Source organism: Paraburkholderia sp. FW306-02-B, assembly GCF_058782725.1.
Genome location: NZ_JBYSXZ010000002.1, coordinates 971,654 through 995,395, shown reverse-complemented (window position 1 = coordinate 995,395; position 23,742 = coordinate 971,654). Strand labels below are relative to the sequence as shown.

The following is a 23,742-nucleotide window of genomic DNA, read 5'->3' as shown; positions in this document are numbered from 1 at the left end:
AGACCTGCCCATCCGCGAGGCGTGAGCTGAACTGCCCGCGAGGATTCCGTACGCCGTAACCAGTCTTTAGCGCAAAGCAGGCTCAGAAACTGAACGCCAAGCGGTCCGGCAAGACGAACGGGAGCGTCTCGATGGGCAGCAGCATGCAACAACGTCGCGTGTTGATGGCGACTAGCGTCAGTTACGTCGTCGTCATTCTCGACACCACCATTGTCAACGTCGCACTTGAAAAGATCGCTGCTGGCCTGGCAAGCGATGTGGCCGGACTACAGTGGGTCGTGAACGCCTACACGCTGAGTTTTGCGAGTTTGCTGCTGATCGGGGGGACACTGTGCGACCGGCTTGGCGCACGCAACGTCTATATCGCGAGCCTCGCGGTCTTCACCATCGCTTCGGCGCTTTGCGGTTTCGCGCCGAGCCTGCCGGCACTGATCGCGGCGCGCGTCCTGCAAGGTATCGGTGCGGCACTGCTGGTGCCTGCTTCGATGACGCTCATCAATCGCACATGGCCCGATCCGCGTGAACGTGCGGGCGTATTCGGCCTGTGGGCGGGACTCGGCGGCGTCGCCATGGCGTCGGGTCCGTTGCTCGGCGGCGTGCTGGTCGGCCTGACCGGCTGGCGCAGCATCTTTCTGATCAACGTCCCGATCTGCGCAGCCGGTATGGCGATGGCGCGGCGTGTGCGTGCCGAACGTTCCGCGGCTACGCCGTCCCGGTTCGATTTCGCTGGGCAGTGCGCCGCGATAGCGGCACTCGGTCTGCTGAACGTCACCGTCATCCAGGCGCCATTGCACGGATGGGATTCGCCGATGATTATCGGCGGCATGACGGCGGCGCTCGCGGCCACCGGTGTGTTTGTCATGATCGAGACGTCGCGCGCGCAGCCGATGCTGCCTATCGCGCTGTTTCGCAGCGGCATTTTCTCGGGAGCGGTGTTCGTGTCGATGGTGTCGGCCTTCACGTTCTATGGCTTTCTCTTCGACCTCAGTCTGTACTTCCAGCAACAACGCGGCTACACACCGATGCAGGCGGGTCTGGCGTTTCTCCCACTGACTGTGCTGGTGCCGATCGGGAGTCTTGTGTCGAAGCGTGCGGTCGCGTGGCTGGGGCTGCGTCGCTTAGTGGGGGCCGCGCTGATTCTTGCTGCGGGCGGATTTTCCGGTCTCGCGGTGGCCGGGGCGGCAGCGCCCTACGGACTACTCGCGGCGTCGTTACCGGCCATCGGTCTGGCCGCGAGTCTCATTACCCCCGCAACGACCGCAGCGCTGATGGCATCGGTCGACAGCCAGCGCGCCGGCATTGCGGCTGGCGTACTGAACGCGGCGCGTCAGACGGGCGCAGCGCTCGGCGTCGCCTGTTTCGGGGCATTGATTTCCGTGAACCGTTCGTTTGCGGCTGGCATGCATATGGGTTTGCTGGCAGCGGCCATGCTGTCGATGGTGGCCAGTGTGGTTTGGTGGTACGCGTTGACGCCGAACGTCCACACGCCTGAGCTGGCGCCGGGCGAAAACGGCTGACCGGTGGCCAGCACGCAACCGGATGCCGATCAAACGTGCGGGGACTGTCGCCAGTTCCCCACATAACGCTTACAGCGCCGGACACTCCATTTTTTGACATGCTATGATGCGAATCATTCTCATTTACAAAGACGCCGCATCGGTCGATCTGGCGCGGACGGTGGCCCATGGCGGCAGAAAAATCGCTCTTGCACCACGAGATGCAGGTGCTCTACAGCAATCATCACGGCTGGCTTCATGCATGGCTGCGCAAGAAGCTCGGCTGCGCGCATCGCGCGGCCGACGTTGCGCACGACACGTTCGTGCGCCTGCTCGCACGCGATGAGCCGCTTGGTCTGGAGGAACCGCGCGCCTTCCTGACCACCGTCGCGCAACGCGTGATGGCCAACTACCGGCGGCGCGAACAGATCGAGCGCGCCTACCTCGACGCGCTCGCACTCGTTCCGGAAGCGTTCGCACCGTCACCCGAAGAACGCGCGCTGCTGCTCGAAGCACTGTGCGAAATCGACAGCCTGCTGGAGCGCCTGCCGCTCGCCGTCAAGCGCGCTTTCCTGCTCGCTCAGCTCGACGGCCTGAGTCATGCGGAAATCGCCGCGCAACTGAAGATTTCCATCTCCACGGTGAAACGTCATCTGGTCCGCGCCGGTGCGCAGTGTTTCTTCGCACTGAGCGCGGCCTGACGCATGAACGCCAACGCAAGACCCGATATTGCGCAACACATCGCGCTGCGTGCCGTCGAGTGGTGGATGGCGCTGCAATCCGGTGAAAATACGCGTGAGCAGAAGCTTGCGCTCGCACGCTGGCGCGCCGAGCATCCCGACCACGAACGCGCATGGCAGCATATCCGCAGCGTCAGCAATCGCTTCAAGGACCTGACCGGCGCCGCCGATGCAACCGGCGCAGCCGCCGCGCGCGCCGCGCTGACGCGCTCCAGGTCGGCAACGCGCCGCGCCGGCGTCAAGGCACTGGCGATGCTGTTGTTCACCGGCGGCGCTGCATGGATGGCGGGCGAATATGTGCCGTGGCGCGCCTGGAGCGCGGACGTGCGCACCGCCGTCGGCGAGCGCCGCACCGTCACGCTGGCCGACGGCACGCGCGTCACACTGAACACCGACAGCGCCATCGAGATTCGCTTCAGCAGCACCGAGCGGCGTGTGCGCGTTGCCAGAGGTGAAATCATGGTCGCGACCGGTCACAGCGATGCTGCCGGACCGCCGCGTCCGTTCGTCGTCGAGACTGCGCAAGGCAGGCTGCAACCGCTCGGCACGCGTTTCGCCGTCAGACAGCAAAGCGCGCTCAGCCGGCTCGACGTATTCGAAGGCGCTGTGCGGATCAATCCATCCAACGCCCACGGCCTCGCCCCGGTCGTGCATGCCGGCGAACGTGCGCGGTTTACGCGCGACGAGGTCAGCGCGATGGAAGCGATCAGCGAGAACGACGCGGCGTGGGCGGACGGCCTGATCGTCGCGAGCGGCATGCGCCTCGCCGATTTTCTGAACGAACTCGACCGCTATCGCCCGGGGTATCTGAGCTGCGATCCCACCGTGGCCGGCTTGCGGCTCTCGGGTACGTTTCCGCTCGCCGACACCGATCGCGTATTGGAAACCGTGGCCGGAACCTTGCCGGTCGAACTCGTATTCATCACGCGCTACTGGGTCACGGTACGCGCGGCGCAGTCATAAATTGGGCGTGCACGACCGGCGCTGAAAAAAATCTTCGTCCGCTGTGAGCTGTTTTCGATTCTCGCGTGACATGGGAGATGAGAGCAACACATCGTCTATCTTCCTGCGAGCCTTGAACATGGGACAGTATCGAAAGACCGGCGTCAGCCAAGGTAGCCGTGGCCGCCGCGGCGCGCCACGCGTGCGGCCGCCGGCACACATCGCGCGGCATATCGCAACGGCCGCGCTGATTTCGGCAGGACTGCCGTTCAATGTCGCGTTCGCAGCCGATGCACCGCCCGCCGCCCAGGCGTCGACGCGCAAGAGCTACGACATTCCGGCGGGACCGCTCGAAGCCACACTCAATCGCTTCGGCCGCGAAACCGGGCTGCTGCTGTCGTTCCCGGCGGCGCTCACGGCCGGCCACACGAGCGAGGGTCTGCACGGCGATTACGACGTACCGCAAGCTTTCAATCGAATCCTGCGCGGAACCGGACTTGGCGCCGTTCAGCAGCCCAATGGCAGCTATACGCTGATCCAGCATGCTGAAGCAGCAGCGGACGGCAGCGCCCACGACGCCACGCTTCCCGCCGTCACCGTGAGCACCACGGCGTGGCAAGCCGCCGGCTACCAGCCGGCCGCCGAAGCGGTGGTGATGCGCTCGGACACGCCGCTGCTCGACACGGCGCAAGCCGTCAATATCGTGCCGGCGCAGGTGCTGCGCGATCAGCGTCCGCGGAATCTCGACGACGCGCTCGCGAATGTCAGCGGCATCGTGCAGGGCAATACGCTGGCCGGCACGCAGGACACCATCCTGAAACGCGGCTTCGGCGGCAATCGCGACGGCTCGATCATGCACAACGGCATGCCGCTCGTGCAGGGACGCGGCCTCAATGCCGCCGCCGACAGCGTCGAAGTGCTCAAGGGTCCGTCTTCTTTGCTGTACGGGATCATGGATCCGGGCGGGGTCGTCAACGTGGTGAGCAAGCAGCCCTTGCTCAAGCCCTACCACGCGATCTCCGTGCTCGGCTCGACCTACGGACACGGCCGCAACGGTGGCGGCGCGACGCTCGATACGACCGGGCCGATCGGCGATTCGGGCCTCGCTTACCGGCTGGTCGTCGACCAGTCCGAAGCGCAGTACTGGCGCAACTTCGGCGAGAGCCGCGAAACGCTCGTGGCGCCGTCGCTCGCCTGGTATGGACGCGATACGCAGGTCGTGGTGTCGTACGAATATCGCAAGTTTCTCTATCCGTTCGACCGCGGCACGGCCCTCGATCCGAAGACCAACAAGCCGCTCGCGATCTCGAGCCGCGAGCGGCTCGATGAACCGTTCAACGAGATGGACGGCGAATCGCATCTGGCGCAGATCAGCATCGATCATCAGATCGACGCTAACTGGAAGGCGCACGTCGGCTACAGCTACAACCGCGAGACCTACGACGCGAACCAGTTGCGCGTGCAGGGCGTGAACAGCACGACCGGCGTCCTGTCGCGCAGCAACGACGCGACCCACGGCGCGCTCAGCACGGACAGCTACGGGATCGCCTACGTGGATGGCCATTTCAACGTGGCCGGCATGCGCAACGACCTGCAGGTCGGCGTGGACGACGAATACCGGCGCATCTATCGCAAGGATCTGCTGCGCCAGGCCACGAAATACACCTTCAACTATTTCAATCCCGTGTACGGCCGGGAAAGTCCGTCGAGCACGGTGTCGGCGAGCGACAGCGATCAGACCGACACGTTGCACGACAGATCGCTGTTCTTTCAGGACAGTTTGCATCTCACCGACAAGTGGATTCTGATCGGCGGCGCGCGTTTTCTCAGCTACAGCCAGATCGCCGGGCGCGGCCGGCCGTTCGTCGCGAACACCGATATCAACGGCACCAAATGGCTGCCGCGCGCCGGCGTGGTCTACAAATGGACCGACACGGTGTCGCTATACGGCAGCTATACGCAGTCGCTCAAGCCGACCTCGACCATTGCGCCGCTCGCCTCCGGCGTGGTGATCGATTCATCGGTGCAGCCTGAAGAAGCCACGTCGTGGGAACTCGGCGCCAAAGTGGCGATGCCGGGCGGCCTGAGCGGCACTCTGGCGCTCTTCAATATCGACAAGAAGAACGTGCTGGTGCAGCAGTACAACGACACCACCAAGCAGACCGACTGGCGCACCGCCGGCAAGGCGCGCTCGCGCGGCGTCGAGCTCGATGTGGCCGGCCAGATCGGCCAGCATTGGAGCGTGATCGCGAGCTACGCCTACATCGATGCGAAGACCACGCAAGATCCGCTCTACGCGGGCAATCGCTTGTGGAACGTGGCGCAGAACACGGCATCGCTCGCGGCGGTGTACGACTTCGGCGCGATATTCGGTGGCGACCAGTTGCGCGTCGGCGCGGGCGCGCACTACGTGGGCTCGCGCCCCGGCGATTCGGCCAACAGCTTCACGTTGCCCGCATACACCGTGGCCGATGCATTCGCGTCCTACGATACGAAGCTCGGCAACCGCCGGCTCTCGTTCCAGCTCAACGTGAAGAACCTCTTCAACAAAACCTATTACCCATCGAGCGTCAACAAGTACTTCGTGTCGATTGGCGACGCACGCCAGGTATCCCTGCTCTCGACGCTCGAGTTTTAACGCGCGGCAGGATTGCGCGGCAGGCACTTTTGATCGATCAACGTGAGACTGAACCCCTATGAAGCGTCTGAACCGCCGGACTGAAACTGAAATCAAGCCCATCCGCAAGCGCCGCGCGTTATTGACCACAGCGGGCCTCGGCGCGTGGCTGGCCTGCACGGCGCCCGTCACACTGGCCGCGTCGAGCGGAGCCGGCGCGGGCAGGAAAGTCGTCATGGTCGTGCAACTGAACGGACCCAACCTGGCCGCCGACCAGAAGATCGCCGCGCATCTCGGCGCGCGAGGCTACAGCGTCCGCATGCTGGATCAGGCGCAACCGCCCGAGGCCATCGGCGACGCCGATCTCGTCGTGATCTCGTCGACGGTTTCGTCCAGGCAGGTGGCGAGCGGCTGGCGCTATATGGCCAAACCGTTGCTGACGTGGGAAAACGATCTGCTCGACGACTTCGCGATGACCGGCAAGCGGCACGACGTCGACTTCGGCGAAGCGGAGAAGGAACGCTATCTGTGGCTCGTCAATGCGCCCCACCCGATCGCGGCGGGGTTGCCCGCCGGCGTCACCAACGTCTACGGCAAACAGGCCGCGATGAGTTGGGGCAAGCCCGGACTCGGCGCAACCATCATTGCGACGCTTTACGGCCAACCGGAGAAGGCAGCGATTTTTGCCTACGAGAAAGGCGCGACGATGGACTACGAATCACTGGCCCCGGCACGGCGCGTGATGTTCTTCCTGAACAACGACACCTTCGGCAACCTGTCGACGGCGGGCAGCAGTCTGTTCGATGCGGCAGTGGATTGGGCTGCCGGGCTGGGTTGATCCACGCTCGAGCTCGCAGCGCCGTGCGCTGAAGCGGCTTCGTCGCCGCTCGCGAGGGGCTTGTATAATCTGCCGCGCCCGCCGACTGTACGATCCCTATCCGTGACCCTCGCCCCGCCTGCCCTCACTTTCCGCAACGCCCTGTTCGCGATGCTCGGCATCGGCCTCGTCAACATGCTGGTCGCACTCGACCAGACCGTCGTCAGCACGGCGCTGCCGTCGATCGTCGCGGAACTGCATGGCTTCGAGTACTACGCATGGATTGCGAGCGCGTACCTGCTGGCCTCGGTCGTGACGGTGCCCGTGTTCGGCCGGCTCGGCGACTATTTCGGCCGCAAGCGCTTCGTCATCGCGGCGGTCGTCACGTTCACCGCCGCCTCCGTGCTGTGCGGCCTCGCCAACAACATGCTGTTCCTCGCGATCGCGCGAGGTCTGCAAGGCGTCGGCGGCGGAATGATGGTAGGCACCGCCTTCGCCTCGATACCCGACCTCTTTCCCGATCCCCGCGCGCGGGTTCGATGGCAGGTGGTGATGGCGGCGGCGTACGGGATCGGCACCGCGGCTGGACCGTCGCTGGGCGGCTGGATGAGCGAGCATTGGGGTTGGCGCTCCACCTTCCTGATCAACCTGCCGGTGGGCGCCGCCGCGTTCTATTTCATCTGGGCGCATCTGCCGAACTTTCATCGTCCTCGCGAAGGCGAGGTGCGTATCGACTGGCTCGGCGCCGGACTCGTCGCGCTCGCGCTGGGCGGACTGCAGACGTTCATCGAGGCGGTGCCGAAGGATGGCTTGACGACCGGCAACCTCGTGCTGGCCACGTGCGTGGTGGCCGCCGCGGTTGCGTTGCTAGTGTGCGAAAAGCGCGCCACGCATCCGATCATTCCGCTCGACCTGTTCAGGGATGCGCAACTGGTCACGCTTTTCGCGCTGTCGCTGCTGTCCGGCTTCGTGATGTTTTCGCTGATTTTTTTTGCGCCGCTTCTGTTGCAGGGCGGGTTCGGCTTGTCGCCGCAACAAGCCGGTCTGCTCGCCACACCGATTGCAGCGTGTATCGCGATCGGCAGCCTGGTGAATACGCGCATCGTCATTCATCTGCGCCGGCCCACGAAAATACTCTCGACCGGGTTTGCGCTGCTGCTGTTCGCCTCCATCGGCCTGGCGTTTGCCAGTGCATCGACCCGGCATCTCTGGATCGAGCTGCCGATGGCCGCGGTAGGCATCGGACTCGGATTCATCCTCAACAACCTGAACGTGTTCGGGCAGGAGATTGCCGGACGCGAACGCTTCGGCATCACCACGGCGCTATTGCAGTCCACCCGCATGGTGGGCGGGATGCTCGGCACGAGCATCGTGGCCACGGTCGTCTCGCATCACTACAGCAACGTGGTGACGCGCACCATGAGCGTGCTTGGCGAACCGGTGGCCGCGCAGTGGCTGCCGCGCTTTGTCGATTTGCGAATCCTCATCGACGAAGCGTTGAGAACAAAGCTGGTTGACGATATGAAGCCGTCTGGACTGAACCCGTTGGTCTTCATCGACGCCGCACGCGACGCGCTGGTTCAGTCGATTCATATCGGCGTCTGGCTGACCGCGGTTGCGTCGCTGGCGGCGGCGCTCCTTGTGCAAAGGATTTCGCACGTCGTGTTTCGCCGCAGTTGAACACTTGAGCCCGCCTCTGGGCCCGAATCACCGCTCAACGCTGCCAGGCAGGAAACGTCATCGTCAAGGAGTCTGGAGCGTTCCATCTTTCAGCCGTGTTTGTGTCCAGGTGGTCACGGTGTTTTCGCACGGATATTTCGCTGCTTCGGCTTCGTCGATGTCCACGCCCAAACCCGGTTTGTCGTTGGCGTAAACGTGTCCGTTCCTGAACTCGGGAAGGCCGGGAAATACATCCAGCAAAGCCGCCCTCGGCCCTTTGAGTTGCTGGATCACGAAGTTGGGCGGCTCGGTTCCGGACCATTCCTGCACGCCGAAATTGCGTGAAGCGAGATCGATGTGGATGTTCGCTGCATGCGCCAGCGGCGACATGTCGCCCGGACCATGCCACGCCGTCCTGACGCCGAATTGCTCGGCGAAGATCTGCAGCTTGCGCCCCGCCGTGATGCCGCCGATCTGGCTGAGGTGAACCCGGATAAAGTCGATCAGGCGCTCGGTGATCAGAAATCGCCATTCGGACGGATTGTTGAAGAGCTCGCCCTGCGCCAAAGGCGTGGTCGTCTTCGCCCGCAATTGACGCATCCAGTCGCCTTCTTCGAGCGCGATCGCATCTTCGAGAAAGAACAGATCGTACTGCTCCAACTCGCATGCGAAGCGGATCGCTTCGACCGGCTTCAGACGTTCATGTACGTCGTGGCACAAGGCAACGTCAAAACCCACCTTGCTGCGAATGCCGTCGAACAGCTTGAGCGTTTCCCGCATGTATTTTCTGCTGTCGAGATAGACGCCATCCGGGGCACCCTGGGGCGCACCCGACGGCGCCTTGCCATAGCCTCCCCCGCCGTATCCGCCGTTCTGGCAGCGGATGTGGGTGATGCCCTGCTCGCGATATTTCTGAATGTTCTCGCACAACTCGTTCAGGTCGCGGCCATCCGCATGGCGATAGATGGGCACGCCCTCGCGACACTTGCCGCCGAAGAGCTGATAGAGCGGCATGTTCGCCATCTTGCCCTTGATGTCCCACAACGCCATATCGACGCCGGAGATCGCGTTGTTCTCGATCGGGCCGTTGCGCCAGTAAGCGTTCTGATGCATCAGCTGCCATAGTTCTTCGATCGCCTCGGCGTCCCGGCCGATCAGCAGCGGCCGCAGATATTCCTCGATCAGACATTTGACCGCGACATGCCGGTATGCAAACGTCGCGCATCCGAGGCCGTACAAACCGTCCTGGTTGGTTTCCACCTTGACGACAATCAGGTTGATGCCTTCCGGCGCGGTCAGGATGACCTTTACATCGGTAATCAGGGTTGCCATTTTCTGTCTGCCAAAATCGAATCGATGAATCGAAGCCGGATCGTGGGGTTCTTCACGTGCGGCGCAGCGACAGCGATCCTTCACGCTTCGCCCGCTGGTCAGACCGCGCAGGTACGGTGATCATCAGGATGACCGAGAGCAACAGCGCAACCGCCATGAAGATGTACGAGACCGCGGGGCTGCCAGTCGCGCCGTTCAGATAACCGACCACCCACGATCCAAGGAATGCGCCCAGGGCGCCGCATGCATTGATGAGGCCGATCGCGCCGCCCAGCACGTTGCTCGGAATCAGCTCCGGCACGAGCGCGAAGAACGGGCCATACGGTGCGTACATCGTCGCGCCCGCCACCACCAGCAGCGCGAACGAAATCCAGAAGTGCGAGCCGCCGATCAGGTACGAAGCCACGAATGCGATGGTCCCGATCAGCAGCAGCGGCCAGACAAACAGCTTGCGATTGCGCGTCTTGTCGGAGAGCCAGGACGCGAGCAGCATCAGGATGATCGCGGCGAGATACGGAACGGCGGCCAACCAGCCGACCGACACGATATCGATCGTCGAAGCGGCCTTGAGAATCGACGGCAGCCACATGATGAAGCCGTACACGCCGACGCTCCACAGCGCGTGAATCGCGCAGCACTTCAGCACGATCGACGAACGGAATGCCGCCTTGTAGTCGCGCACCGGCGCGATGTGCGCCTGTTCCGCTTTCAGACGCGCGTCGAGTTCGGTCTTTTCGGCGTCGCTCATCCACGGCGCGTCAGCCGGCCGATCCTTCACCGTGAACCACCAGACCACCGCCCATGCGAGCGCCGGCAAGCCTTCGAGCACGAACATCTCGCGCCAGCCGAAACTGTGCACCAGATAGCCCGACACCACCGACATCCACAGCACCGTGACCGGATTGCCGAGAATCAGGAACGTGTTGGCGCGCGAGCGTTCGCTGCGGGTGAACCAGCGGCTGATGTACATCAGCATTGACGGCATCACGGCCGCCTCGACCACGCCAAGCACGAAGCGCAACGCCATCAGCATCGGAATGTTGCTGACCATGCCGGTTGCCGCCGCACACAGTCCCCACAGGATCAGGCTGAAGAAAATCAGCTTCTTCACACTGTTGCGCTGCGCGTAGATCGCGCCGGGCACCTGGAACAGACAGTAGCCGAGAAAGAACAGCGAGCCGATCAGCGACGACGTGCCTTGCGAGATGCCGAGATCCCTGTTGATCCCGGCCGCGGCGGCGAAGCCGTAGTTCGCACGATCGAGATAGGCGAGGCTGTAGGTGATGAAGATGATGGGCATCAGATACCACCATCTTTGGGTTGCTACGGGTTTGACGCTTTCCATGATGTCTCCAGATCGGTACGGCGTACGGATTATTTGGCGCGAGTCGTTGGTTGTTTTGATGTACCCGCGCGAACCTGCTTCAAAACTGCTTCAAAGTACGGCCAGCCAGCCTCCGTCGACGTAGATGATCTGGCCGTTCACATAGCTCGATGCCGGCGACGCGAGGTACACCGCCGTGCCGACGAGTTCCTCCGGTTTGCCCCAGCGTTGCGACGGATTGCTGCTCTTGACCCAGGCGTCGAAGGTGGCGTTCTCGATCAGCGCCTTGTTCATGTCGGTCAGGATGTAGCCCGGACCGATCGCATTCGCCTGAATGTTCGACGCCGCCCACTCGGCGCTCATCGCCCGGGTCAGCATCTTGACGCCGCCCTTCGCCGCCGTGTAGGCGCCTACCGTCGCGCGCCCGGCTTCGCTCGTGAGCGAGCCGATGTTGATGATCTTGCCGCCGGTGCCGCGCGCAATCATCCGTCGTGCAGCTTGCTTCGCAACGATGAATGCACTGGTCAGATTCGTATCGATCACGCGTTGCCAATCATTCAGTTCGAGTTCGACGAGCGGCTTGCGAAACTGGATACCCGCGTTGTTGATGACGATGTCGATCTGCACGCCGTCCTTGTCCCATTGCGCAAACGCTTCGGCGACCGCCGGTTCGTCGGTGACGTCGAACGCGCGGCCTTGTGCGTTGAATCCTTTGCTTTTGAGCCGGTCGACAGCTTCGGCAACCGTATCGGCGCGTGTGCCGTTCAGGACGACGCCGGCGCCCGCGGCCGCGAGTCCCTCAGCCAGTGCGAAGCCGATGCCTCGCGCCGAACCGGTGACGAGCGCCGTGCGGCCGCTCAGATCGAATAACTGTGTCATGTGCCGATCCTCTCGATGTTCAGTCACGAGGCGCGAGTGCGCCCCTCGCGACCGTTGATACGTTCGCGATAACGTTGGTATGGGGTCGCCGTTGGCGAGGCTGCCGGGCAGGCCGCCTGGCAGTCAGCTAAGCGGGCTGGTCGTTGGCGGTGCGATTCAGGGCGGCGCGGTCCTCGAAATCCTTCTCGGCACGCTCGATGAGTGTCAGCACAGCCTGTTCAGCCGCTGCCGGATCGCCCTTCTCGATCGCGACGCAAAGCGCTTCGTGCATCGGCAGCGAACGGGCCGGGCCACCGGCGATCTCGGAGCTGAGTTCGAAGCTCGTACGCAAGATCGCCGACAACGCGTTCTGCATCTGCTGGATGAACTGGTTGTGGCAGGCGGTGAGGACGGCGCCGTGAAACGCGAGGTCGGCGGGAACGTACTCGCCGTGGCCCGCGACGGCCCGTTCCATCTTCTTGAATGCGCGCCGAACCGCGACGCGATCCTCTTCGGTCGCGCGCTTCGCGGCGAGTTTCGCGGCATTCGGCTCGATGATCAGGCGCAGTTCCATCAGGTCTTCGACGAGACTCGGCTCGATGGCGCCCGCTCGCGCACGCCATGTGATCACGTCCGGATCGAACAATTGCCATTGCGAGCGCGGCAGCACGACCGTGCCGTAGCGGCGGCGCACTTCGAGCATGCCCTTGGCGGAGAGCGATTTCATCGTCTCGCGGATGGTGATGCGGCTCACCTGCATTTGCTCGGCGAGAACGGGCTCAGCCGGCAGAATATCGCCGGGCATGAATTTGCCTGAGCAAATCTGCTCGCCCATCTGATTTAGAACCTGCCTGTGCAGCGTCGTCACGATTCGCCCCCTAGATCATACGTATGATGTAGAAAGATAGACACGTGAAGACTTCACTGCAATCCGGGTTGACCCCAGGGTTCAGGCGCGGCGCCCGGCAGGTTCGCGGCGGACGCGGCAGAGGAACACCACTTACCCCCAACCGCCCGGCGATCAGGTCACTGATAACTCATCGTGAACGTGGCGAGTCCCTTGACCGTGCCTGGCCCGACCGTGCCCGTCGAAATGTACTGCGCGGTCATCGGGATGCGGGTCGTGCTGGCCGACGCGCCGACCAGCCACTGATTCGGATTGCTGGCCACGGCCGAGTCCGGGCCGTAGCTGAGCGCCGACCCGCCGCTGTTCAGCACGCGCAGCTTCACCCCCGTCGCGGTCGAACCGCTCGCCAGCGTCAGATTGCTGGTCGTGTTGCCGGGATTGGTCGCGTCGGTCAGCGTCACGTAGACGTTGGAGCCGGCCTGGCACGACAAGCCGATGCTGAAGTTGGTATTGCCCACGGTCGTGCCGGCGGGGCTCAACGCGCTGGCGTTGACCGTCGGTAACGTGACGCTGACAGACGGCGTCGTCACCGTGCAGGTGGTTGCGACGATCGACGTGTTGTTCACTGAAACCGTCACCTGCGCCGGCGAGGTGACGTTGAGCGGAATATTGTGGCTAACCAGCGTCATTAACTGCGGAATGTTGACTGCACCGCCCGTCGTCACCTGGGCTGCGGTTTTCACCAGCTGATAGGTAAACGTGAAGTTGCCCTGGAACGACGCGGTCGTCTGGATCGGCGCGGCAAAATCGCCCCAGCCGCCGAGGTTCAACGTCGACAGCGTCTTGTTGCCGTAGGTCACGTCGATCACCCGGATGCCGATGCCGGCGATCCCGGTATTCCAGACACCCGCCACCGGGCTGCCGGTCAACTGCGGGTAGTACTGGATATACCAGCCGTTGTTATACGGCGGCACGGTACCGGGATTCGACGGACAGTTGACCGATACCGTCGACGACTGCACCGGGCCGATCGCCGTGCCGACCGGTGTGTCGCGCGGCACGGTAATCGTGCCGAAGCTGATCGCCGCCGAACCGGTAATCGTGCATTGCAGCGCCGCTTGTGCAGGCATGCTGACGGTCAGTCCGGCACACGCCGCCACACACAGCGTGAGGAACCCGAACCATTTGCGCAAAATGGTGCGTGACAGAGACATGTTCATTGCGGATTCCCTTCGACGGACGAACCCGCCGCTGCTTCGTTCGCTGCGCGACTCACCGGGGAGCTGCTTGCAGGCATAGAGAGATGGCTCGCCATCGCGACGTTCGCAGCCGCGATGTTCGCGGTGACGTTATCCGCCGAGGTGGGCTTCGTGGCCGCTGCGCTAGCCGTCGAAGCTTGACCCGTGCCGCACACCGCCTCGATATGCGCATAGGCGCCACGGTCTTCACCCTTCGGCGGCAAGTGGTAGCCGAATGCGCATTGTTCGTCGGCCGCATCGCCCCACTTCACCGTGAGCGCCCCTTCATCGGCAACGCGGCGCACGAAGATCCGGCTGTTCTGACCGATCGCACCGACGCTCGCCCCCTTCGCGTCGTACACGCTCGCGCCGAACGGCAACGGTGCGCCGTTCGGCAAGCGCGCCGAGATCACCGCTGCCCGGCCGCTCACCGTGCCGAAGCGGATCATCACCACCGAATTCGCACGCGGCGCAACTTGCTGGCTGGTCGACCTGAACTCGACGTCGAGCGGGATGCCCTTCGGATCGATCTCGACCGTGTTCAGGCTGTACGGCGTCAAATACGGAATCACCGCGTAACCGAAGCTGTCGACGCGCACACCCGACGAGTTGGTGATGCGCGCGCCCTTCGCGTCTTTCGCTTCGACCACGCCGATCGTGTCGCCCAGATCGTTGGCGAAGGTGACGCCACCCGGGTGCGCCACGATCGCGCCGGTCACGCCAGCCGACACTTGCGAGTAACCCGAGCCGCCGCTTGCGCTCGCCGCCAGCGTCGCGTACGGGCTGCGGTACTGGCCGTTCACACCGCCCGCGCTCGAGCCCGGCGCATGGTTCGCCGTCACGCCGTAGGTGAATTCATTGTCCACGCCGGCCGAGCCGTTCAGCATCGCCTGCTCGGACGCGCCGCTCTGGCTGTTGTGGGTAAAGCTCGTCGACAGGGTCGGCGCATGCTGGCCGGTGCCGAGCGGAATCGACACGCTCGCAAAGAGCTGGTTGTTCATCTGCCCGGTCAAGCCGTCGCGCTGCCTCGACAGCGACACGTTGTAACTGAAGTTGGTGCCGAGCGCGCGCAACACGTTGTTGTAGCCGATCTGGAACTGCGTGGTGGTGCCCGAGCGATTCCAGTAGTCGAGCGTCGAGCCGACGACATACGCATTGCCCCAGCCATTGCCGAAACTCTGGTTCATCGTCAGTTGAACCTGATTGCGCTGACGGTCGACCGCACTCGGGTCCTGTCCTGTCGCGGCCCGGCTGCGCGCCAGCATCGCGTCGCGCAGCGCCCAGAAGCCGCTCGATGAATAGCGATAAGCCGCTACCGTGAAGTTCGTATTGGTGGTCGGCACCAGCTTGCTGTAGCTGATCCGCACGCTCTGGCCGGTGGTGTTGGTCACGCCGCGAATGTCCGCTCTCGCCTCGGTCACGTCGACCGCGACCGCGCCGAGCGGCGTGTTGACCGCCGCGCCGAGCAGTCCCGCCAGATAGCCTTGTGCCACGATCGTCCCCGCATAGCCGGTGACGACGTTGTTGAAACCATGCTGCACCGTCCCCTGAAGGATGTTGTCGTGCTCGCTGACCTGCGCGTCGCGAAGCTGGCCAGCGGCGACGTTGAAGCGCGTGATCCCCGGACGCAGCAACTGCGCGACCGACGCATACGGCACCGAAAAACTGTGCTGGCTGCCGTCGGCTTCCGTAACCGTAACGAGCAGGTTGCCGCCATAGCCGGTGCCGTACAGGTCGTTGATTTCGAACGCGCCCGGCGCGACGGTCGTCTCGTACAGCTTGTTGCCGTTCTGCGTGACGCTCACGCGGGCATTGGTCATCGCCACACCGCGAATCAGCGGCGCATACCCGCGCAGCGAATCGGGCAGCATGCGATCGTCGCTCGCGAGTTCGACGCCGCGAATGCCGATGCTGTCGAATACGGCGCCGTCGGTGAAGGCGTCGCCGATCGTCAGCTGGCTGCGAATCGACGGCAGATCGTGCTGAAGATAGGTCGCGATGTTCTGATACGTACGCGGTCCGTTCGATTGCCACGTCAGCGCGGAATTCTGCCGGAAGTGCCAGCTGCCGAAATTGACGCCGCTGTTCAGCCCGAGATAGGTCTGCGTATTCGCGGCGCCCGAGCCGCTCACGCGAAACGAATTCAGGTTGTAGCCCAAGGTGGCCGAGCTCACGCCTTCGTCCCAGAACTCCGGGCTCACATAGCCTTGCGGATTGCGCAGCAGCGCCGCCTGCGGAATGCTCAGATCGAGCCGCAGATCGGACATGTCGAAAGAATACGACGCACCGTCGACCAGATCGGCAAGGTTCGCGCACTCACCCGCCTGGGCTTTCGTCAGTTCGCCGCGGCCCTTGCTGGACAGCACAGTGAAGTCGAGACCAAGGCGCTCGATCAGCGCCTTGTCGAAACACGGCGCCGCGCTGTCAGCCCCGTCCCGTGCAACGAAGCGCGCCGCGTTGTGGCCCACCCAGTTGCCGTTCACGTAGAGGTCGACGGTGTACTCGCCTGCTTGCACCGGATTGCCGCGCTCGAAGCGCGATACGTCGACGCTCTGGCCTCTCGGCTTCATCAGGAACTGGTCGTTGAACTGCACGTCCGCAACCATCGTCGAATCGGCGAACGCCAACGTCGGCCCCCAAGCCGCCAGCGCGCCGAGAATCACGGCGTGGCTGCGCCTGAGCGCGAACCTCTTTCCGGCACGCGGCCGCGGACACTGTTCTCGGGTACGCATGGCTAATCGTTGGTCTCGTCGCGCAGACTGGCTGCGTGGTTTTTTGTGTATGGGTTGCGCCTGCGCTTACCGCGCGAAACCCGTATTCGTCATGGTTCGAAGCACGCGGCTCGCGGCCGCGGACGTCATGGCTTCGCTGACGGCTGGTACTTGCCGTTCACCCCTGCGCCGTAGTCGTTGATGAACGTGTAATCGACCTGTGCCGGCGCCATGGTGAGCGGCGCCACGCTGCCGACGTCGAAGTCCGCGCCGGCTCCCGGGTCGACCATGCCGCCCTTGTCGCTGGTCCAGCTTGCGGTGCCCTCACTGGCGACGATCTTGCTGAAGGTCACGTGATAAGGCGTCGGATTGGTCGCCTCCAGCGCGTAGCCCCCGTTGTCCTTGCGCACGAATTTCCAGCTGACCCTGGCAGCCGCTTCGTCCGCACTGCCCGGCAGCCCCGCCGGACGGAAGAACAGCTTGATGCGCGAGCGAAACGCCAGTTGCAGCGAATTGGGATCGTCGGCGATGGTGCTCGCAGCGGCGCGCGGCGGCACTTCAAGCACGTTGAGCCAGAACAACGACTCCTTGTCCTGCGGCAACGGCTCCTGCGTGTAGATCAGGCGCAGGCTCTGGCCTTTCTTCGGATCGAGGCGAAACAGCGGCGGCGACAGCGTGAAGGGAACCTTCGACTCGTCCGGCATGGCGTTGGGATTGCCCGTATCGAGCCAAACCTGAACCAGCGCCGGTGCGTCGCCTTCGTTGCTGAGCTTGACGGTGACTTCGCGCTCTTTCGCCTGATAGATCACGCGCGTCCCGCTGATCACGACGCCTGCCTGAGCGCTGCTCACACACAATGACAACGCGAAAGCTGCCATCGCCGCACACAAATTGTTTCGCACTGTCATTTTGCAATCCTGATTACATGGCGAACTCAGGGTTCGCTCTAATCTTTCGACAGCCCGCGCCTCTGCGGGCGCCGGCTACCGCCCCGTAGCGATTTACGCTTACTGATAGACGATCGAGTACATGACGGTCGTGTTGACGGTACCTGCCGTCGACGCGCCGTTCGTCGCGACGTATTGCGCGAAGTACTTGAGCGTGGCCGCGCCGCTTGCCAGCGCGACGGCCTTCGAGTTTTGCGAAGCTTGTGCCGCGCCCAGCGTGATGACGCTGCTGTCGCCGTTGAGCAGGCCGATTTCGACATTGGTCGCCGTACCCGATGCGTTGAGCAGCTGGCCGGTCGTCGTGTCGACGGTTGCGCCCGGTTCGAAGTACGTCGAGACGTTGCCCGAGTTCGGCGTGCAATTCGACAGCGCGATGTTGAACGGCGTGCGGCCAGCGGTCGTGCCGGCGGTGGCGAGTGCCGAGGTCGATACGGTCGGCAGCGTGACGGTAAAGTTCTTGCCGCCGCCGTTGCCGCTGATCGTGCAAGTCTGGCTGGTGATCTGGCCGGTGAAAGTAATGGTGCCGTCAGCCGCATGTGAAACGGCCGGCACGACGGCTGCAACTGCGACAACCGCGGCGAGAACGCCTGAGCGCGTGAATTTCATTGTCATCCCCATTGATAAGTAAGGCCTGGTATTGAAAAACGTGTGTACGGCGGGTTCAGAAATAGCGTTGCGCTCAAACCGACCGCGCCGGCGGCTATTATCGGGATGGGGCAAAAAGGGGACGGTTAAACAATGTCATGCGGGGATGGGGGAAATTTGAAATAATGTTAAATCATTGATAATAAAGGATAAATATTAATATCAAGGCTAAATTGGATCGTATATAAGGCATCAAAGCCTCTCTGTCGCATCGAAAACCGTTAATGGCGTCGCCCCCAAGCTGACGGGACCGTATGGTTCATTGAAATTTGGTTGTAAGTCGCCGTTGCTAGAGTCTTCGAGGCATTTTCCCGCTGGATGCCGGAGCGTGTATTCCGGACACGCAGAAAGGACAGGAGCGACAACCCATGAATACAGCTCGTGCATTCTGGCTTATTCTGACGCTGCTTTTGACGAACCCTGCCTGGGCGTTTCAGTCCAGGGTTGTCGCCATTCCCAGCGCCGCGATGCATAAATCGTTCGAGGCAACCGTGGTGCTGCCCGACCAATACATCCGCGGCAAAGAAGCCACCCGCTTCCCCGTTGTCTATTTGCTGCACGGCTCCGGCGGTGACTACACCGACTGGACCACGAATTCGCAAATCGCCAGGTTGGCGGACCGCTATCACGTGATCCTCGTGATGCCGGACGGCGGTCACGAGAGCTGGTACATCGACAGCCCGGTCGATCCCCGCAGCCGTTACGAAACGTACGTGGGTGCGGAAGTCGTGGCGTATATCGACTCGCATTTCCGCACGATTGCCGCGAGACAGTCACGCGCGATCACCGGTTTGAGCATGGGTGGCTTTGGCGCCTTGCACATCGCGCTGGACCGGCCGGACGCATTCGGTGCTGCCGGGAGCATCAGCGGCGCGGTCGATCCGCGCGGCTGCGAAGACGAGCCCGGCATCAACGAGGTATTCGGCGACCCCGCTCGACACGCTGCCTTCTGGAACAGCAAGGCGATCGTCGAAAATGCCCGCAGCTTTGAAAATGCCCATATCGCGCTGACTATCGATTGCGGCGTCAACGACTCTTTCGTCACTTCGAATCGCACGCTGCATGAGCGGCTTGTCGAGCTCGGCGTGCCGCACGATTACGCGGAACGTCCTGGTGGACATACCTGGAAGTACTGGGCGAACGCGGTCCAGTATCAGGTTCTCTTCTTCGCGACTTCGTTCAAACGCAACGGCGGGTACGCGCAAAGTGCGTAGACGTGATGGGTTGGTTCGTTGAGTTCGCCGGCATCTTCATGTGAGCAGGCCGGCGCTAGGCGCGCGCCGCAGAGCAACGAGCGCCGTCCGCACCTCGCCCCCTTCGCTCAACCGGCGTGAAGAAACGGAAGCCGACGTATTGGCGACCCAGCGACTCCGTCTGCCTAGCGGCCCCACGTCTGAATATCCGTCGCCGTATACCGCGCCGAACGTGACGTGCGCAGTGGCTGGTTGACGTTCTGCGGCGCTCTCCCGCTCCCGCTACCAAGGCAGAATGCGCCAGGGCTCCTGCAGCTCATTCGGTACGATGCGGAACGTCGTTCGGGAAGGGATAAGGCGCGTGGGGGCCCGGCCATTCCGCTACCGGTGGTCCGCGCAACGCATCGCATCCAGCGAAACCGACCAGAAAGCTCCACGTTAGTAAACCGGCGAAAACGCGCCACATTATCGCTCGAGCGTTCATCGCACACCTCCTGCCGTATGACGCAACGCTATCGCCTGGACCGCCGCTCGCTTCAAGGGAAACTTTCCTGGGCTCACCAGCAATGATCAGACAATTGACACCGGCGCCGGGGCAGCATGAATGCTGGGGCTACGCACCCCGACGCAGAAGACCATGATCCGCCGAAAATGAAAAAGCGGCGAGCGGATAAAATCCGCCGCCGCCATTCTGAGCACCCCGGCCAATGGAGGTGCTACGAGGAGATGCCGCCGGATCAGAAGCGGGTGCGCACGCCCGTGGTCAGCTCGAGCTGGTTGGTGGCGCCGAAGGTGCCCCCAACCGTATAACCGCCATGCAACTTCATGTAGTCGCCGGCGAGATACACTTCGGTGCGCTTGGACAGGTGATAGAAGACCGAACCGTACAGGGTTTCCTTGAAACCGTTGTGCAGGCCCGAGGTCGGATCGAACGCGCCGACGTTCGCATTCGGAATATCGCCGTCGCTGTTGTACGCGGCGTTGTGCACGCGCATCTGCTGATAGCCGAGTTCGTAGTCGAGCGCGCCCTTCGGCGACAGCTTGAACGACACCGTCCAGGCGTTGTCCTGACGCTGGCCGAGCGCGCCCTGATTGCCCAGGTAGCGGAAGTAACCCGCATTGGCGCGCAGAATACCGAACGTATAGTTGCCACCCACCGAGAACGACTGGTTGGTAAAGCCAACGCGGTTCACGTGGCTATAGAAGCCCGACACGTTGAACGGTCCGCCGTTGTAGCCGAGCGCAGCCTGATAGGTCGAGTTGGAGCCGAAGCTCGTCGAGTTGCCGAATGCGTAGCCTGCGCTGGCGAAGATACCGTTGCTGAACAGCTTCTTCCACGCCACGCCATTGCTATAACGCGTACCGGTCGGGCCGGCCGCGTAGAAAATCATCTGCTTGAAGTTGTTCGAATTGGTAAAGCCACCTTCTTCCGTCGACAGTCTGGGGCTGCCATATGCATCACCATAAATGGCTGCCGCGTCGCGGGCGATCGTGTTCTGGAAGCCTGCCGTGATCTTGCCGAACGTGTCGTTCTCGATACCGACCCATGCATCACGGTCGAAAATCTGGCCCGGATCTTCCATCTGGCCGTTGGCGACCACGAATTCACTCTCCAGGCGGAAAATGATCTTCGAACCGCCACCGATATCTTCCGCGCCCTTCAGGCCCCAGCGGCTGCCGCTGAACCACGGTTCGCCGTCGTTGCCCATGCCGATGACGTGATTGCCGTTCGCATCCGCGTGCGTCCGGTAGGTGGGGAAGCTCAGGTCCATCAGGCCGTAAAGCTGGACGCTCGACTGTGCGTGCGCGCCGGTCGCGGCGAATGCGCCTGCCGTGACGGCCATAGCCAGATACTTTTTCTTCAAGATCGTCTCCTCAGATTACTACATTGAAATTTTCGTTTTTGCTGCGCGCTGCGACGGCCAACCGATGAGTGCCATCCTAGTGAGCTCAATCCTTCACGCGCCTTTCCCGTCTCACCTGTACAACTAAGTGAAATTACCGATGTACGGCGTAGCACCGGTGGCGCGTGATGAGGGAGTCCCCGACCGTCATGCTGACATCGCGCATCGCGATCGGTGGCTTGCCGTCCGCCGTGTACATCGGCAGCATCGTGAAGTCTGTCGAGATCGGACCTCGCTTTCGTTCGGCATCGTCAAAGCGACCCTATAGCGCCGGTTCGCACATGGTCGATACGCAGAACGGCATATCAATGCCTGGCTTTTCCCGAGCCGCATGGGCCGACACCGCCGACCGTGACCGTGTCACGCTGAATCGACCTGTGGTTTCCGAGTCGGGATCCTGAACCGGCGGATCTTGTGATAGAGCGTCTTCCGCGGCATGCCTGGTGCCGCATTGGTCGCGCCGACATTGTCGGTATTTCCCTACAACAAAATCAGCCATTCCTGCTTTGAGCGTTTTATTGGAAAAGCGTATATCGACCTGTACCGTTGATGACCTATAGAAAGCTAAATTGTGCTAAGCAAAATCTCAATGGATCTACTTTTTCTATTTTTTACCTGATAACCGGCAATCGCCCCTTCATTTGCAGCAAGTCCTGCCGTATACCCTTGGAGGTGTCGGGGTCTTAGCCCCTTCCCGCACGACCTTGAATACCCAAGCCACGAAGGAAGCAACGTGAACAGTTTTGTACAGACAATTAAATTCAAGATCGTCCTCGCGTTTGGCGTATGCGTGACGCTCATCGCTGTCATCGGACTTTTCACGACTTTAGGACTTTCCAGACTAAACTGGAACATGATCAACGCCTATTCCGGCAATACTGTTCCAATTGCCGATCTAACCGACGTGCGTGCGGCCGAGCTCGATGTACGCCTTATGCTGAGGCGCATTCAGGTATTCAGGGAGCCAACTAAAACGGCAGAATCCGTCTCTGCAATTCAAGCCGATTTTGAACGTCTCAATACGTCGTGGAACCACTATTACCGGAGCGGCATATCCAGCGACAAGGAACGTGAGATCGCAGAGCGGATCAGAAACGCCCTATTCCGGTTCACAGCAATAACGAACGAAGCGATAGCTGCTGCCAGAGCGGGCAATTTCGACGCGACTTCTTCTTCAATCGAAAAGCTTTCTCCGGTATCCAGGTCATTGGATGACGCGGTGAAGCAGGACACCACGCGCAATCTGGCTCAGGCCAAACAGTTTGCCGACGATAGCGAATCGACCTTCAGAACTATTCTCTGGATTGCTATCACGCTTGTCGGCGCCGGCATCGTCATCGCCATTGGTGCGTCCGTCTATCTGCTACGCGCGATCTCGACGCCCCTCAACAAAGCCGTAGACGTTGCAAACCATATCGCGGCTGGAAAACTGGAAAATCAGATCACCGTGGATTCACGAGGTGAGTTCGGCCAGCTTCTCGAAGCATTGAGGAAAATGGATCGGCAACTCAGCGATACGGTGCGCGGGATCAAGGCCACCACTGAATCGGTCTCGGTGGCATCGCGGGAAATCGCTAGCGGCAACACCGATCTGTCGGCGCGGACAGAGGAACAGGCAGCGTCGCTTGAAGAAACCGCGGCAAGCATGACGCAGTTGACGGAAACGGTGAAACAGAACGCCGACAATGCACGTCAGGCGAATGCACTGGCAACGCGTGCCACCGACATCGCCGACGCGGGTAATGAGGCTGTCCAGGACATGGTAGGAACGATTGAAAAGATCAGCAGCAGCTCAACCAGGATTTCGGAAATCACCGGTGTGATCGAAGGCATTGCCTTCCAGACGAATATCCTTGCACTGAATGCCGCCGTTGAAGCGGCCCGTGCTGGCGAACAGGGGCGCGGCTTTGCTGTCGTTGCCAGTGAGGTTCGCAGTCTGGCCCAACGCTCTGCCACCGCCGCGAAAGAGATCAAGGAGCTGATCGGCTCGTCCGTCGCGATGATTCAAGACGGGTCAAAACAGGCGTTCGAAGTTAGCTCGACCGTGGGGCAGGTCAAGCAGGCAATCAAGCAGGTCTCCGATATTGTCGGCGAGATCGCAGCAGCCTCTGAAGAACAGAGCCGTGGCATTGAACAGGTGAACCAGGCCGTCGGTCAAATGGATGAAGTGACGCAACAGAATGCCGCGCTCGTTGAACAGGCTGCGGCAGCCGCACAATCACTCGAAGACCAGGCAACGAGGCTGACGGACGCAGTATCGGTATTCAACCTCGCCGACACGGGGCAATCTACGCCACGAGCGGTTATTCCGCAAAGCAAACCGCGCCCGTCCACCCCGAAGACTCCAACCACCCGTCGTACGGCACCGGCCAAACCGAAAACATCTTCCCAATCACCCAGCGGCGCGACTAGCACCGGCATGACCGTCTCGGCGAATGCGAGTAGCGCCGACTGGGAAACGTTCTGAGGAGC

The 23,742-nt window shown here is 62.2% G+C and carries 18 protein-coding genes; 9 read left to right on the top strand and 9 right to left on the bottom strand.

All coding sequences use genetic code 11. From position 1 onward, the window contains the following. Positions 1-143 precede the first annotated feature (143 nt). The 6 genes from AC3WOG_RS25495 (at position 144) to AC3WOG_RS25470 (ending at position 8,292) form a co-directional block, all read left to right on the top strand. The gene (locus AC3WOG_RS25495; protein WP_492580659.1) at positions 144-1,517 is read left to right on the top strand and encodes an MFS transporter; all 1,374 of its coding nucleotides are present in this window, start codon (positions 144-146) and stop codon (positions 1,515-1,517) included. A 167-nt stretch (positions 1,518-1,684) separates the two neighbouring features. Beyond that, complete coding sequence (locus AC3WOG_RS25490; protein WP_492580658.1) at positions 1,685-2,197, top strand: sigma-70 family RNA polymerase sigma factor; 513 nt, start codon at positions 1,685-1,687, stop codon at positions 2,195-2,197. A 3-nt stretch (positions 2,198-2,200) separates the two neighbouring features. After that, the gene (locus tag AC3WOG_RS25485; RefSeq protein WP_492580657.1) at positions 2,201-3,199 is read left to right on the top strand and encodes a FecR domain-containing protein; all 999 of its coding nucleotides are present in this window, start codon (positions 2,201-2,203) and stop codon (positions 3,197-3,199) included. A gap of 118 nt (positions 3,200-3,317) precedes the next feature. Then, a complete protein-coding gene (locus AC3WOG_RS25480; protein WP_492580656.1) occupies positions 3,318-5,816 on the top strand; it encodes a TonB-dependent siderophore receptor in 2,499 nt (832 codons plus the stop codon). Positions 5,817-5,874: 58 nt separating this feature from the next. Further along, a complete protein-coding gene (locus tag AC3WOG_RS25475; protein ID WP_492580655.1) occupies positions 5,875-6,633 on the top strand; it encodes a hypothetical protein in 759 nt (252 codons plus the stop codon). 150 nt (positions 6,634-6,783) lie between these two features. Further along, a complete protein-coding gene (locus AC3WOG_RS25470; protein WP_492582446.1) occupies positions 6,784-8,292 on the top strand; it encodes an MFS transporter in 1,509 nt (502 codons plus the stop codon). 63 nt (positions 8,293-8,355) lie between these two features. On the opposite strand, the gene AC3WOG_RS25465 is transcribed toward AC3WOG_RS25470, so the two are convergent. The 8 genes from AC3WOG_RS25465 to AC3WOG_RS25430 all read right to left on the bottom strand — a co-directional run bounded on the left by AC3WOG_RS25465 (position 8,356) and on the right by AC3WOG_RS25430 (position 18,134). Next, positions 8,356-9,603: an enolase C-terminal domain-like protein gene (locus tag AC3WOG_RS25465; protein WP_492580654.1), complete on the bottom strand. Its 1,248-nt coding sequence runs from the start codon at positions 9,601-9,603 to the stop codon at positions 8,356-8,358. Positions 9,604-9,655: 52 nt separating this feature from the next. Then, positions 9,656-10,948 carry an MFS transporter gene (locus AC3WOG_RS25460; protein ID WP_492580653.1) on the bottom strand — a complete coding sequence of 431 codons (1,293 nt, stop codon included), beginning with the start codon at positions 10,946-10,948 and terminating at the stop codon, positions 9,656-9,658. Positions 10,949-11,038: 90 nt separating this feature from the next. Then, complete coding sequence (locus AC3WOG_RS25455; protein ID WP_492580652.1) at positions 11,039-11,806, bottom strand: SDR family oxidoreductase; 768 nt, start codon at positions 11,804-11,806, stop codon at positions 11,039-11,041. A 127-nt stretch (positions 11,807-11,933) separates the two neighbouring features. Continuing rightward, complete coding sequence (locus AC3WOG_RS25450; RefSeq protein WP_492580651.1) at positions 11,934-12,653, bottom strand: FadR/GntR family transcriptional regulator; 720 nt, start codon at positions 12,651-12,653, stop codon at positions 11,934-11,936. Between the two features lie 158 nt (positions 12,654-12,811). Next, positions 12,812-13,852, bottom strand: a complete 1,041-nt coding sequence (locus AC3WOG_RS25445) for a fimbrial protein (protein WP_492580650.1) — start codon at positions 13,850-13,852, stop codon at positions 12,812-12,814. Continuing rightward, positions 13,849-16,602, bottom strand: coding sequence for a fimbria/pilus outer membrane usher protein (locus AC3WOG_RS25440; RefSeq protein ID WP_492580649.1), 2,754 nt, complete (start codon positions 16,600-16,602; stop codon positions 13,849-13,851). Before AC3WOG_RS25440 ends, AC3WOG_RS25445 begins: the two co-directional genes overlap by 4 nt. Before the next feature lie 125 nt (positions 16,603-16,727). Beyond that, positions 16,728-17,489 (bottom strand): fimbrial biogenesis chaperone, encoded by a 762-nt coding sequence (locus AC3WOG_RS25435; protein ID WP_492580648.1) that lies wholly within the window; start codon positions 17,487-17,489, stop codon positions 16,728-16,730. A 99-nt stretch (positions 17,490-17,588) separates the two neighbouring features. Then, a complete protein-coding gene (locus AC3WOG_RS25430; RefSeq protein ID WP_492580647.1) occupies positions 17,589-18,134 on the bottom strand; it encodes a fimbrial protein in 546 nt (181 codons plus the stop codon). Positions 18,135-18,541: 407 nt separating this feature from the next. Between AC3WOG_RS25430 and AC3WOG_RS25425 the strand changes: the two genes are divergently transcribed. After that, entirely contained in the window at positions 18,542-19,387 is an 846-nt protein-coding gene (locus AC3WOG_RS25425; protein WP_492580646.1) for an alpha/beta hydrolase, read from the top strand. Between the two features lie 716 nt (positions 19,388-20,103). Here the strand turns inward: AC3WOG_RS25425 and AC3WOG_RS25420 are convergent. After that, the gene (locus tag AC3WOG_RS25420; RefSeq protein ID WP_492580640.1) at positions 20,104-21,231 is read right to left on the bottom strand and encodes a porin; all 1,128 of its coding nucleotides are present in this window, start codon (positions 21,229-21,231) and stop codon (positions 20,104-20,106) included. A gap of 167 nt (positions 21,232-21,398) precedes the next feature. Here AC3WOG_RS25420 and AC3WOG_RS25415 point away from each other — a divergent pair, with 167 nt between their 5' ends. Both AC3WOG_RS25415 and AC3WOG_RS25410 read left to right on the top strand, forming a co-directional pair. Next, on the top strand, positions 21,399-21,671 hold the full coding sequence (locus AC3WOG_RS25415; RefSeq protein WP_492580645.1) for a hypothetical protein: 273 nt from the start codon (positions 21,399-21,401) through the stop codon (positions 21,669-21,671). Positions 21,672-22,003: 332 nt separating this feature from the next. Further along, positions 22,004-23,737, top strand: coding sequence for a methyl-accepting chemotaxis protein (locus AC3WOG_RS25410; RefSeq protein ID WP_492580644.1), 1,734 nt, complete (start codon positions 22,004-22,006; stop codon positions 23,735-23,737). Positions 23,738-23,742: the final 5 nt, after the last annotated feature.